The 13,890-nt window shown below is 68.1% G+C and carries 8 protein-coding genes; 7 read left to right on the top strand and 1 reads right to left on the bottom strand.

The annotated features are described in order from the left end of the window. Nucleotides 1-33 precede the first annotated feature (33 nt). The 5 genes from glyQ to ACVOMH_RS10770 all read left to right on the top strand — a co-directional run bounded on the left by glyQ (nucleotide 34) and on the right by ACVOMH_RS10770 (nucleotide 9,360). A complete protein-coding gene (glyQ, locus tag ACVOMH_RS10790) occupies nucleotides 34-945 on the top strand; it encodes a glycine--tRNA ligase subunit alpha (RefSeq protein ID WP_054660686.1) in 912 nt (303 codons plus the stop codon). Next, the gene (glyS, locus tag ACVOMH_RS10785; protein WP_481551957.1) at nucleotides 942-3,014 is read left to right on the top strand and encodes a glycine--tRNA ligase subunit beta; all 2,073 of its coding nucleotides are present in this window, start codon (nucleotides 942-944) and stop codon (nucleotides 3,012-3,014) included. The genes glyQ and glyS overlap by 4 nt, the downstream gene beginning before the upstream one ends. 124 nt (nucleotides 3,015-3,138) lie before the next feature. Next, on the top strand, nucleotides 3,139-4,935 hold the full coding sequence (locus ACVOMH_RS10780; protein ID WP_481552033.1) for an autotransporter assembly complex protein TamA: 1,797 nt from the start codon (nucleotides 3,139-3,141) through the stop codon (nucleotides 4,933-4,935). 44 nt (nucleotides 4,936-4,979) lie between these two features. Further along, complete coding sequence (locus tag ACVOMH_RS10775) at nucleotides 4,980-8,792, top strand: translocation/assembly module TamB domain-containing protein (RefSeq protein WP_481552032.1); 3,813 nt, start codon at nucleotides 4,980-4,982, stop codon at nucleotides 8,790-8,792. A 103-nt stretch (nucleotides 8,793-8,895) separates the two neighbouring features. Beyond that, nucleotides 8,896-9,360: a hypothetical protein gene (locus tag ACVOMH_RS10770; RefSeq protein WP_481551956.1), complete on the top strand. Its 465-nt coding sequence runs from the start codon at nucleotides 8,896-8,898 to the stop codon at nucleotides 9,358-9,360. On the opposite strand, the gene ACVOMH_RS10765 is transcribed toward ACVOMH_RS10770, so the two are convergent. Further along, nucleotides 9,324-10,706: a hypothetical protein gene (locus tag ACVOMH_RS10765; RefSeq protein WP_481551955.1), complete on the bottom strand. Its 1,383-nt coding sequence runs from the start codon at nucleotides 10,704-10,706 to the stop codon at nucleotides 9,324-9,326. The genes ACVOMH_RS10770 and ACVOMH_RS10765 overlap by 37 nt on opposite strands. Nucleotides 10,707-10,803: 97 nt before the next feature. On the opposite strand from ACVOMH_RS10765, the gene ACVOMH_RS10760 reads away from it, so the two are divergent. Both ACVOMH_RS10760 and ACVOMH_RS10755 read left to right on the top strand, forming a co-directional pair. Continuing rightward, nucleotides 10,804-12,948, top strand: coding sequence for a S46 family peptidase (locus tag ACVOMH_RS10760; RefSeq protein WP_481551954.1), 2,145 nt, complete (start codon nucleotides 10,804-10,806; stop codon nucleotides 12,946-12,948). Between the two features lie 158 nt (nucleotides 12,949-13,106). Next, complete coding sequence (locus tag ACVOMH_RS10755) at nucleotides 13,107-13,841, top strand: winged helix-turn-helix domain-containing protein (RefSeq protein WP_481551953.1); 735 nt, start codon at nucleotides 13,107-13,109, stop codon at nucleotides 13,839-13,841. Nucleotides 13,842-13,890 lie beyond the last annotated feature (49 nt).

Here is a 13,890-nt window from a genome sequence, read left to right as displayed (position 1 = left end):
ACTAGCGCACCCCTCCGTACGGCAATCCGCAGCATGTCCGCGACCCCGACAGTTCCGATCACCTTCCAGGGCCTGATCCAGACCCTCAACGACTTCTGGGCGAAGCAGGGCTGCGTGCTGATCCAGCCGCTGGACCTGGAAGTGGGCGCCGGCACCTTCCACCCGGCCACCTTCCTGCGCTCGATCGGTCCGGAAAGCTGGAATGCGGCCTACGTGCAGCCCTCGCGCCGTCCCACCGACGGCCGCTACGGCGAAAACCCCAACCGCCTGCAGCGCTACTACCAGTACCAGGTGGCGATGAAGCCCAGCCCGGACAACATCCAGCAGCTGTACCTGGATTCGCTCAAGGCGCTGGGCATCGATCCACTGGTGCACGACCTGCGTTTTGTCGAGGACAACTGGGAATCGCCGACCCTGGGCGCCTGGGGGCTGGGCTGGGAAGTCTGGCTCAACGGCATGGAAGTCACCCAGTTCACCTACTTCCAGCAGGCCGGCGGCCTGGAATGCAAGCCGGTGCTGGGCGAGATCACCTACGGTCTGGAGCGCCTGTGCATGTACCTGCAGAGCTGCGACAACGTCTATGACCTGGTCTGGACCTACGGCCCGGATGGCAGCCCGGTCACCTATGGCGATGTCTACCACCAGAACGAGGTGGAGCAGAGCACCTACAACTTCGAGTATGCCGACGTGGACGAGATGTTCCACCGCTTTGACGCCTGCGAGGCCGAAGCGCAGAAGCTGATCGACGCCGGCCTGCCGCTGCCGGCCTACGAACAGGTCACCAAGGCCAGCCACAGCTTCAACCTGCTGGACGCGCGCCGCGCCATCTCGGTGACCGAGCGCCAGCGCTACATCCTGCGCGTGCGCACCCTGGCGATGGCCGTGGCCAAACTGTACGAGGCCAAGCGCCTTGAAGCCGTGGCCGCCAAGGAGGTGCAGGCATGAGCATGCAGCCGCTACTGATCGAACTGGGCGTGGAAGAGCTGCCGGTCAAGGCGCTGCCGGGCCTGGCGCAGGCGTTCTTTGATGGCGTGATTGACGGCCTGGCCAAGCGCGGTATCGCCTTTGACCGCGACGGCGCCAAGCCGCTGTCGACCCCGCGCCGTCTGGCGGTGCTGCTGCCGGGCGTGGAAACCGAACAGCCCGAGCAGCACTCGGAAGTGTTCGGCCCGTATCTGAACATCGCCCTGGACGCCAATGGCGAGCCGACCAAGGCGCTGACCGGTTTCGCCGCCAAGGCCGGTATCGACTGGACCGCGCTGGAGCGCACCACCGACGCCAAGGGCGAGCGCTTCGTGCTGCGCTCGGTGACCCCGGGCGCGCAGACCGCCGCGCTGCTGCCGGAGATCGTGCGCGAAGCCATCGCCGCGATGCCGATTCCCAAGCCGATGCGCTGGGGCGCGCACGCGTACGCCTTCGCCCGACCGGTGCACTGGCTGGTGCTGCTGCACGGCAACGACATCGTGCCGGCCGAGCTGCTGGGCCTGAGCGCCGATCGCTTCAGCCGTGGCCACCGCTTCATGGCCGACAAGCAGGTGTGGCTGAGCCATCCGAACGATTACGTGGAGTCGCTGAAAGCGGCCAACGTGCTGGTCGATGCCGACGCACGTCGCGAGCGCATTGTTGCCGAGGTCAATGCCGCAGCTGCCCAGGCTGGCGGCGTGGCCCGCATCACCGAGGACAACCTGGAGCAGGTGGTCAACCTGGTCGAATGGCCGGCCGCGGTGCTGTGCAGTTTCGAGCGCGAGTTCCTGGCCGTGCCGCAGGAAGCGCTGATCGAGACGATGGAGATCAACCAGAAGTTCTTCCCGGTGCTCGATGCCGGCGGCAAGCTGACCGAGAAGTTCATCGGCATCGCCAACATCGAATCCAGGGACGTGGCTGAAGTTTCCAAGGGCTACGAGCGGGTGATCCGTCCGCGCTTTTCCGACGCCAAGTTCTTCTTCGACGAGGACCTAAAGCAGGGGCTGGAAGCGATGGGCGACGGCCTGAAGACCGTCACCTACCAGGCCAAGCTGGGCACGGTGACCGACAAGGTGCAGCGGGTCAGCACGCTGGCGCAGGTGATCGCACCGCAGGTCGGCGCCGATCCGGTGCAGGCCAGGCGTGCCGCCGAACTGGCCAAGAACGACCTGCAGTCGCGCATGGTGGGCGAGTTCCCCGAGTTGCAGGGCATCGCCGGCCGCCATTACGCCGTGGCCGGTGGCGAGTCGCCGGCGGTGGCGCTGGCCATCGACGAGGCCTACCAGCCGCGCTTTGCCGCCGATGCCATCGCCGCCTCGACGCTGGGCAAGGTGCTGGCCATTGCCGAGCGTCTGGATACCTTGGCCGGCGGCTTTGCCGCAGGCCTGAAGCCGACCGGCAACAAGGATCCGTTCGCGCTGCGTCGCAATGCCTTGGGTCTGGCGCGCACGCTCATCGAGTCGGGGTTTGATCTGGATCTGCGCGCGCTGCTTGCCGCAGCCAATGCCGGACTGGTCGAGCGCACGGTGCAGGCCGATGCGAACGAGCTGTACGACTTCATTCTCGATCGCCTGAAGGGCTACTACGCCGACAAGGGCGTGCCGGCCACCCACTTCAACGCGGTAGCCGAACTCAAGCCGGCTTCGCTGTACGACTTCGACCGTCGCCTCGACGCCATCGGCATCTTCGCCCAGCTGCCCGAAGCCGAGGCGCTGGCTGCGGCCAACAAGCGCATCCGCAACATCCTGCGCAAGGCCGAGGGCGCCATTCCGGGCAGCATCGATGCCTCGCTGCTGCGCGAGCCGGCCGAGAGCGAACTGGCCGAAGCGGTGACCGCGGCCATCGACGACACCGGCATCGCGCTGGCGCAGAAGGACTATGTGGCCGTGCTCGGCCGCCTGGCGAGGCTGCGTCCGCAGGTGGACGCGTTCTTCGACCAGGTGATGGTCAACGCCGACGACCTGGCCCTGCGTGGCAACCGGCTGGCGCTGCTGCGCACGCTCGGTGACCGCCTCGGCAGCGTCGCGGCGATCGAGCATCTGTCGAGCTGACGGCCGTCTGGCACGAGTTGAGCAAGGCCCGCGCGAGCGGGCTTTGTTTTTATTTTTCTTTACGTGGATTTCACGCCGGTTTTGAGTGGTGAACCGCGATTTTGCCGGTTACGTTCAGGCCGGTATGCTGCTGCCCATGCCGCCTCTACGAATCACGTTGCCTCTTCTGTTCGCCGCCCTGCTGGCCGCGCCCCTGTCCCACGCCCGCGGCACGATCGACAAGGTGCAGCTCAAGGGGCTGGACAAGGGGAGCGATGCCGAGATCATCGAGAACATCGAGGTATCGCTGTCCGTCTATGACGCGATCGGCAAGGTGCAGGGCGAATCGCGGCTGGAATACCTGCTGTCGCAGGCCGAGCGGCAGACCCGCAAGGCGCTGGAGCCGTTCGGTTTCTACAATCCGACCATCACCGTGGAGGCGCCGCGCCAGGGCGATACGCTGCAGGTGGTGATCCAGGTGGACAAGGGCGAGCAGGTGCGGGTGCGCCAGGAGGAGGTGATCATCACCGGCCCGGCGGCACGCGACCAGTATCTGCAGAAGGACCTGGCCGCCTTCGAACCCAAAAGCGGCCAGGTGTTCGATTCGGTCAACTACGAGGCCAGCAAGGTCACCATCACCCGGCGTCTGGCCGAGCGTGGCTATTTCGATGCGGATTTCACCCAGCGCCGGGTCGAGGTCACCCGTGCCGAGAACGCGGCCGATATCTTCCTGACCTGGGACAGCGGCCGCCGCTACAACATGGGGCCGATCCGTTTCGAGCAGGACTACTTCCGGCCGGACCTGTTCGAGCCGCTGGTGTACTGGGAGCAGGGCAGCTACTGGCACGAAGGCAAGCTGGACCGCCTGCGCGAATCGCTGACCAAGCTGGACTACTTCAGCGTCATCGATATCCAGCCGCACCCGGAGCTGGCCGACGACAATGGCGAGGTGCCGGTGGACGTGAAGCTCACCCGTGCCAAACGCACCATCTACACCGCCGGCCTGAGTTACGGCTCGGAAAGTGGCGCCGGTGTGCGCGGTGGCGTGGAGCGGCGCTATGTCAACCGCCGCGGCCACAAGCTCAACACCCAGCTGGACTATGCGCAGAAGCGCAAGAGTTTCATCACCAGCTACCGCGTGCCCGGCTTCCGCTGGCTGGATGGCTGGTACACCTACGCGCTCAGCGCCTATGACGAGCAGACCGATTACATCGACCTGCGCAACGTCAAGCTGATCGCCAGCCGCAGCGGCGAGATCAACGACTACTGGACCGCGATCGTGTCGATGAACGCGCTGCGCGAGCGCTGGCGCTACAGCTCCGGTGATGCGGTCAACGATGCGCTGTACCAGTACTCCACGCTGATCTATCCGCAGCTGACCACCGATTACGTGGACGTGGACGATGAGCGCTTTCCGCGCCGCGGCATCAGTGGCAACGCGACGCTGCGCGGGGGTATCGGCGGCGCCGGCTCGGACACCAGTTTCCTGCAGGCCGATGCGACGCTGCGCTGGTACCTGCCGGTCGGTGCGGCCGACCGCCTGATCCTGCGCGGCCAGGCCGGCAGTACCTGGACCAGTGATCTGGTGGCGATGCCGCCGAGCCTGCGCTATTTCGCCGGTGGCGACCGCTCCATTCGCGGCTACGCCTATCGGGAAGTCGGCCCGCGCACGCCGGCGCCGGACAGGTTCGCGCTCGGCGCCAAGCACCTGGTCGTGGGTTCGGCCGAATACGAGCATTACTTCAACGGTGGTCCCTGGGGCGCGGCGGTGTTTGTCGATACCGGCAGCGCCTTTGACAACACCATCGACCTGCATACCGGTGTGGGCCTGGGCGTGCGCTGGAAATCGCCGGTGGGCCCGGTGCGCATCGACATCGCCCACGGCCTGAACAGTCCCGACTCGCAGTTCCAGCTGTATCTGAACATCGGAGCAGACCTGTGAGCCGGGTGCCGGAAGAGGTGACGCCCGAAGAACGCGAGGCGCGTATCGCCGAACTGCGCGCCAGGCGCAAGGCGCGGCTGCGCACGCTGGCGATCCGCAGTGGCATCACCGTCACCGCGCTGCTGCTGCTGGCGCTGTTCGCGCTGTACTGGCTGCTGCAGACCGTGGCCGGGCGCGAGGTGCTGCTGGCGCAGGTGGTGGCACGGCTGCCGGCCGGTTCCTCGCTGACCTGGAGCAAGGCCGAGGGACCGCTGGCCGGGCCGCTGATCCTGCACGACCTGGACTTCCGCTATCAGGACCTGCATTTCAGCGCCGCCCAGGCCTACCTGGATCCGGATATCCGTCCGCTGCTGGGGCGCAAGCTGCGCCTGGATGCGCTGCGCATCACCGAGGCCACGCTGGAGCTGGGGCCGCCGGAGGACAAGCCGTTCGAGCTGCCGCGCTGGCCGGATGTATTGCCGCCCATCGCGCTGCCGCTGGCGCTGCAGGCCGACAGCATCGTGATCGATGGCCTGCGCATCACCCGGCTGCAGGAGCCGTTGATCGACATCACCCGCATCCGCGGCGGGCTGGAGGCGGCCGAGGGCGAGTTCAGCGCCAGCCAGCTCAGGATCAACAGCAATCTGGGTGATTTCCGCATCGACGGCCATTACCTGCCGCGTGAGGACTACGCCACCGACCTGACCGTGCGTGCGCTGATGCCGGCGCGGCCGGGCCAGGCGCCGGCGCGGCTGGGGCTGGTCGCGCGCGGCGATCTGGCGCACATGGACGTGGCGCTGGCCGGCTATGCGCCCAAGCCGCTGCATGCGCGGCTGGTGTTCGATGGCCGCGATGATCCGGTGTGGAACCTGACCGCGCGTTCGGAGCAGCTGGAGATCGGGCAGCTGGTGCCGGCGCCGTTCCTGGCGCAGGCGCCGGCGCCGCTGGCGCTGGATTTCACCGCACGCGGGCGCGGCGGCAAGGCGCAGCTGCGCGGCCGGGTGCGCCAGGGCGAGAACGAACTGGTGCTGGCGCCGTCCCATGTGATGCTGGAAAACCAGGTGCTGACCGTCGCCCCGCTGGTGGCCGAGGCCTTCGGTGGCAACGTCCGGCTGCAGGGCACGGCCGACTTCAGTGATGCGCAGAATCCGGGTTTCCGCTTTGCCGTGGTGGCCCAGCAGCTGACCTTCACCCCCGAACCGGATCCCACTGCGGCCGACCGCACGCCGGTACCACTGCACCTGAAGGAGGCACGCCTGGGCGTGGCCGGCAACCTGAAGAACTGGGCGGCGATCGGCAAGGCCGAGGTGGCGCGCGAGGCGCAGGGCGCGCAGCTCGATTTCGATGTGCGCGGCAACGACCAGCAGGCGCGGATCGAGCAGCTCACCGCCACCACGCCGGGCGGTTCACTGGGACTGAGCGGTTCGGCGGCGTGGGCCCCGGTGCTGGCATGGGATGTGGACGCCACCCTGGCCCGCTTCGATCCGGGCTATTTCGTGCCCGGCTGGGAGGGTGAGCTGTCCGGCACGCTGGCCTCGACCGGCACGCAGCTGCCCGCACCGGCGGGCAGTGACGAGCTGCGTTTCGAGGCCACGCTGGACGTGCCGCAGCTGAAGGGCCGGCTGCGCGGTCGCGCGGTGGACGCACGCGCCAAGCTGGCCCTGCGGGGTACCCAGGGCGAGGGCGATGTGCGTGTGGTGATGGGCGACAGCCGCCTCCAGGCCACGGGCAAGGTGGGCGATCGGCTGGACGTGGATGCCCGGCTGGAGCCGTTGCACCTGTCCGATCTTCTTCCCGGCAGCAGCGGTACGCTGGCCGGCACGCTGCGCCTGCGCGGTACCACCAGTCAGCCGGATATCACCGCCGATCTGCACGGCAGTGGCCTGCAATGGGAGGACTGGAAGGCCGGCCAGGTCAGCCTCACCGGCCAACTGCCGTGGAGCGGGGACAACGGCACGCTGCAGCTGCACGCCAGCGCGGTGGAGGCGGGGATGCTGCTCGACCAGCTGCGCGTCAGCGCCCACGGCAGCCTGCGCGACCTGCGGCTGGAGGCCGACACCCGCAATGAACTGGGCACGCTGGCCCTGGCCGGCCACCTGCGCCAGGCGGGACCGACGTGGCGTGGCGAGCTGTCCTCGTTGCGGCTGGTGCCGGTCAAGGGGGCGCCGTGGGATCTGCGCGCGCCGGCGGCGTTCAGCGTGCAGGGCAGCGCCCTCACCCTGGGCGATGCCTGTCTGGGTTCCGCCACCGGCGGCGCACTGTGCGTGGCGGCCAACTGGCCGCGCGAGGGCGTGCAACTGCGTGGTGACGCCCTGCCGCTGGCGCTGGTGCAGCCGTGGCTGCCGCCCAATGCCGGTCGCCGCATCCATCTGCGTGGCGAGATCACCCTGGACGGCAGCCTGCGTCCGCGCGGCAATGCGTGGGAGGGGGCGTTCAAGGTCGCCTCGGCCGAGGGCGGCATCCGCCTGGGCGACAACGCCCGCGGCGAACTGGTGCGCTACGACCATTTCTCCGTCAACGTGGAAATGCAGCCCAACAGCATCAAGGGCTATCTGGGCGTGGGCTTCCAGGGGGATGGGTTCATCGACGCCAAGGTGCAGACCGCGTGGGAGCCCGGCGCGGCGCTCAACGGCGAGCTGTACCTGAACATGTCGCGGCTGTACTGGATGGAACTGTTCTCGCCGGATCTGGTGCGGCCCAATGGGCTGATCGAAGGGCACGTGAGTCTGCGTGGCACCCGTGCGCAACCCACCTTGGGCGGCGAAGCCAAACTCAGCAACTTCACCGGCGAACTGCCGGCGCTGGGGCTGACCCTGAGCGAGGGCAAGGCCGATTTCATCGCCCAACCCGATGGTTCGGCACGGATCGGCGCCTCGGCCAACACCGGCGGCGAAGGCGTGTTGCGGGTCGACGGTGGGCTGTCCTGGTTCGGCGATGCGCAGCCGCTGCAGTTGCATATCTTCGGTGACAACGTGCTGCTGTCCAACACCAGCGAGCTGCGCCTGGTCGGCAACCCGGATCTGGATTTCACCCTGGCCGGCACCGCGATGGCGCTGAGCGGGCGCGTGCATGTGCCGGAGGCCTATCTGGATCTGGAGCGGCTGGATCGCGGCACGTCGGTCTCGGAGGACATCGTGGTGCTGGATCCGGTTGATCCGGAAGAGGGCCCGGCCTCGCCGCTGGACATGGACCTGACCATCAGCCTCGGCAACAAGGTCAAGATGAGTGGTTTCGGCCTGAAGGGCGCCCTGACCGGCAAGATGCAGGTACGCGCCATTCCCGGCCGCGAGATGACCGCCAACGGCGGTCTGGACGTGACCGGCCGCTACAAGGCCTACGGCCAGGACCTGACCATTACCGACGGCCAGCTGCTGTGGAACCACGGCATCGTGTCCGATCCACGTATCAATATCCGCGCCGAGCGCCAGATCGGCGAGGTCACCGCCGGCATCCACGTGACCGGCCGCGCCCAGGCGCCGCGGGTGGATGTATGGTCCAACCCGGCCATGTCGCAGTCCGAATCGCTGGCCTATCTGGTGCTCGGACGCAGTCTGAGCATGGCCAGCAGCGACCAGGCGCAGCAGGTCAATGCCGCCTCGGCGGCGCTGTCGGCCGGCAGCGGCCTGCTGGCCGCGCAGGTCGGCGCCAAACTGGGGCTGGACGATGCCGGGGTCAGCCAGTCGCGCGCGCTGGGCGGTTCGGTGATCGGCGTGGGCAAATACATCACCCCCAAGCTGTACATCGGCTACGGCGTCTCGCTGGTCGGCAGCGGCTCGGTGCTCACCCTGAAGTACCTGCTGCGGCGCGGCTTCGACGTGGAAATCGAGTCGTCCACGGTGGAAAACCGCGGCTCGGTGAACTGGCGCAAAGAGAAGTAGGCAAGCACCGCGCCGGCCGGATCGACCCGGTAACCCTCAACTGCCACAGGAACGGGCGATGACGTCATCCACAACAGCGGTTTTCTGGAAACGGTGCCTGGGCATGGCCCTGTTTGCCGGAGGCGCGATGGGCATGGCCCATGCCGCTGCGCAGCTGCCCGAGCCGCCGGCGGTGCCGGCGCCGCTGCATGGCCTGTGGGTCAGCGATGACCCTGAAGGCCAGGCGCAGTGCGACCGCTATCGTGTGCTGGCCGATCCGTGGGAGCACGCCGGATCGGCGATGGTGGGAATGCTGCTGGTCCGGCCAGGCTATCTGCACGAATTCTCCGAGTACGGCGAAGGGACGTTCTACCAGCTGCAGCAGCTGCGGCTGCGCGCTCCCGGCCGTTGGCAGGCCACCGCGTGGCTCGGCATCGACCAGTTGCCCGAGCCCGGGGACGCGTCGCCGGTGGATCTGCGGCTTCTGCTGGAGGGAAAGCGGTTGACCGTGGAAACGGATGGGCGCGACTACCGCGACGTGAAACGCTGGCGTTACTGCACGGCGCGGCTGCCCGGCGACGCGGGGTAATCGCCCGCGGTGGCCGGATCCGCCGCTGTAGGCAGATCCGTGCGGTGCGGCCCGGGGGTGGCCGCGGCGGTGCGGCCCTGCTTTGCCGCCATCGGCTCCACTTCCCGGACGCGTGCGCCGCGCAGCTGTGGTTTGCCAGCGACCACATCGGTCCAGACCAGCCGCGCACCACCGGGCTCGGCGAGCAGGCGCGGGAAGCCGGTGCCGCGTCCGCGACCTTCCAGCGCCGCCACCTGGAGGCGGCCGAGCTCGCGCTGCAGTGCCGGCGCATAGCGGGCCAGCCATAGCGACTGTCCGCGGCCGTCCTCGCGCAGCCAGGCCAGCCAGACACCACCGGCATCGACGGCCAGTTGCACCCGCCCCTGCAGTCCGGCCCCGCGATCCGGCTCCACCGGCGCGGCGAACGTGGCGCCGCCATCGCCGCTGTAGGCCATCCGCAACAGCGGCTCCCCCTGCGGCGCGGTGTACCAGGCCACCACGACATCGCGACCAGAAGCCGCCACCGCAGGACCGTTGACCGGGCAGGCCGGCATGGTCCAGTTGTCGGCATGCACGCGCTGCGTGGGGCGCCAGTCACTGCCGCTGCGGCGGCGCAGCTGGATATCACGGATCTCGGCGGCATCGCGGCCGCGGTATACCAGCAGCGGGCCGTCGGCTGCCATGCCGGCGGCGGTCTGGCAGCAATCGCAGGTCATCGCATCCAGTTCGACCTCGTCGTGCTTGTGCAGCCGGGCATCGAAGCGCGCGCTGCGCAGCGTCATCGCGCCGGCGCCGTGATGGGCATGCCCGGCGCTGCCGACGGTGTTGCGCCCGTCCAGCCAGGCGATGCCCAGGCCCTCGGCGCCTTCGGGCCACAGCGAGACGAAGCCGTGCTCGCTGGCGGTGCCGTCATCGTGCACGGTGACCGGATCCGACCACCGCACGCCGTCGGCCGAGCGTGCCAGCTGCACGTCGTAGGCATACGGGGTGCTGGCGGATCTGCGCAGCCACTGCGCCCACAGCGCGCCATCGGCGCTGGCGAGCAGATGCGGGGTATCGGCCCAGTTGACGAACCAGTCGTCACCGCGGGCGATCTGTTGCGGAGGCTGCCACCGGTTGCCGGCAAAGCGTGCATAGCGCAGCCGGTGGCCCTGCGCATCGGGCGAGAGCCACGACAGCAGCACGCTGCCATCGGGCGCGGTGACCAGATCCGGCTGCGCGGCGACCGCATCGGCCGGCAGCGTCCACGGCTCGATTCGCAGCGCCAGCGCAGGTGCGCTCGTGTGGGCAGAGCGGGACCGGTCCGGACCGGAGCAGGCGCCGAGCAACAGGCCCATCACGACGAGGGAAGCGGCAAAGATACGCATCCGCGCAGGATAGCCCCCTCGTGACCAACGATGGTTGCCGCTGCGCGCGGTGGCCGCTACTGTCGGCGGCTGTTCTGAAGGTCTGCTGGAGTTTTCGATGACGCGTAAACCGCTTGCCGCCACGCTGGCGCTGGGGATGGGCCTGGCCGCTGCGGCCAATGCCAACGAGGGCATGTGGATGCCCACGCAGCTGCCGGAGTTGGCCAGAACGCTGAAGGAGGCCGGCTTCAAGGGCGATCCCAAGCAGTTGGCCGATGTCACCGCGCCGCCGCTCAGTGCGGTGGTGCGGGTCGGCGGTGGCACCGGCGCGTTCGTCTCCGGCGATGGCCTGCTGCTGACCAACCACCATGTCGCCTATGGCGTGATCCAGTACAACGCGACCAAGGACCACAACACCATCGACGAGGGCTTCATCGCCCGCGACCGCGATGATGAGCGCGCGGCCAATCCCGATTACCGGGTGCTGGTGACGGTGGGCTTCGACAAGGTCACCGACGAGGTGCTCAAGGACGCGCGCGGCAAGACCGGCCGCGGCTATTTTGATGCGGTGGAGCGCGCCCGCAAGCGCATCGTCGCCGACTGCGAGGCCGAAGGCGGCGTGCGCTGCTCGGTGGCCAACATGTACTACGGCAGCGATTTCTACCGCATCCGCCAGCTGGAGCTGACCGACATCCGCCTGGTCTATGCACCGCCGCGTGCGATCGGCAATTACGGCGACGAGATCGACAACTTCATGTGGCCGCGGCACACCGGTGACTTCACCCTGCTGCGCGCCTACGTCGGCAAGGACGGCAAGCCGGCCCCGTACAGCAAGGACAACGTGCCGTACCAGCCGCCGGCGCACCTGAAGATGGCGCTGGATGGCCCCAAGGAAGGCGATTACGCGATGCTGGCCGGTTACCCGGGTACCACCTACCGGCTGCGCACCGCCGACGAGTTCGCCAACCAGATCGATACCGTGCTGCCGCGCCGCGTGGAGGTGTTCCAGCAGCTGATCGACACCATCGAGGCGGTCGGCAAGGGCAATGCCGATGCCCGCACGCGCTACGCCTCGCAGCTGCAGTCGCTGAAGAACAACCGCAAGCGCGCCGCCGGTGAACTGGAAGGCCTGTTGCGCAGCGACGCCAAGGCCCAGCGCGCCGCTGACGAACAGGCGATGCTGGCCGCTACCGATGCCAGTTACAAAGCCGACATCGATGCGTTGTTCGCCTCGCTGGCCGCCGAGCGCCAGGCCGGTACCCGCGAATTCCTGGTCACGCTGATGTCCAGCCAGACCCAGCTGCTGCGCTCGGCGCTGCTGCTGGAGCGGCTGCGCATCGAATCGGCCAAGCCCGATGCCGAGCGCGAGAGCGGCTACCAGCAGCGCGACCAGGCGCTGATCGAAGGCGTGCTCAAGCAGGTACAGCGCCGCTACGACCCGACGGTGGAGAAGGCCATCCTCACCGCGCTGCTGACCCGCTACCAGCAGCTGCCCGACGACCAGCGCGATGCGCATTACGACAACCTGTTCGGGCGTACCCCGGCCGAGTTGGCCAAGCACCTGGACGAGCTGTACGCACAGACCACGCTGGGGGATGAGGCACAGCGGCTGTCGCGCTTCGAGGCCGCGCGCAAGGGCGGTTTCATCGAGTCCGACCCGCTGGTCTCGGTGGCCTCGGCGCTGGTGATGGCGCAACTCAACGACGAGCGGCAGAGCAAGGAGCGCCAGGGCGAGCAGCTGCGCCTGCGTCCGTCCTACATGCAGGCGCTGTTCGCCTGGCGTGCCAAGCAGGGCCGTGCGGTCTACCCCGATGCCAACAGCACCCTGCGCATCAGCTATGGCAAGGTCGAGGCGCTGCACCCGCGTGATGCGGTCAGCTACGCGCCGGTGACCACGGTGGCCGGCATCGTCGAGAAGAACACCAACACGGTGCCGTTCGATGCGCCCAAGCCGCTGCTGGCGGCCATCGCCAAGGGTGATTTCGGCAGCACCGCCGATCCGGCACTGAAGACCCAGACGGTCAACTTCCTGACCAACCTGGACACCACCGGCGGCAACTCCGGCTCGCCGGTGCTCAATGCCAAGGGCGAGCTGATCGGCCTGAACTTCGATTCCAATTGGGAATCGGTCAGCGCCAGCTGGTGGTTCGATCCACGCTACAAGCGGGCCGTGCACGTGGACATGCGCTACCTGCGCTGGCTGCTGGCCAAGGTCTACCCGGCACCGGAACTGCTCAGGGAAATGGGCGTCCCGGCCGAGTAAGCAGACAGAAGGGGGGCGGTCATCGCTCCCCTTCTTCGTTGCCGTCGGGACGCACGGCCGACCAGAGAAGGCGCGTAATTGGAATTACGTCACGCTAGAATCCCCTGAATACGCAGGCTTCCCTCTCCCGCTTGGCCTGCGTCCAGGAGCGTGTTGTCGTGCAACTGCAACAGAACGCATTGAGCGGTGCGAGGGGCCATCTGGCGCTTGCACCGCTGCGGATATGGATTGTCGGAGATAGCGAAATCGTCCAGCCGTTGGAGTGCCACGGCGCCCAGGTGCATGCGCTGGACAGCATCGCGGCGCTGTACCGCGAACTGGCGATCGTGCCGTGCGACATCGTGTTGATTGATACCGCCTACGCCGCGGCCGACCTGGCCGGGACGGTGGTGCATCTGCGCCGGCGCGAGGATCTGGGCGTGGTGCTGCTGGTGGACCCGGCCACGCCGCAGGCCATCGCCGAAGGGCTGTGGGCGGGCGCCGATGCCTGCATGGCCCATCGCCCGGAGCCGGAGGTATTGGCCGCACGCCTGTACAGCCTGCGTCGGCGCCTGCCCGGCGAGCCGGTGCAGCTCATCGAAGCGGCTGCCGCCGAGCCGGTGGTCGACTGGCAGCTGCAGACCGACGGCTGGGATCTGCTGCACACCCCCAGTGGACGGACCTTGGCCCTGACCGAAGCCGAGCGCGCCTTCCTCGGCGTGCTTTTTGCCGCACCCGGGCAGACCGTCAGCCGGGATCGCCTGATCGCGGCCATGACCGACCAGCCGTGGAATTTCGACCCGCACCGGATCGAAGTGCTGGTCCACCGGCTCCGCAACCGGGTCCGGAATGCCACCCAAAGCGCCGTGCCGATCCGCGCAATCCGGGGCGCCGGCTACCGGTTGATGCTCTGAGTCACAGTTTTTGGTTCAGTTCCGTTTCACGTTTTTGAAGAGACCCCCG

Source organism: Stenotrophomonas sp. STEN013, assembly GCF_056760355.1.
This window is presented reverse-complemented; position numbering and strand designations above follow the sequence as displayed.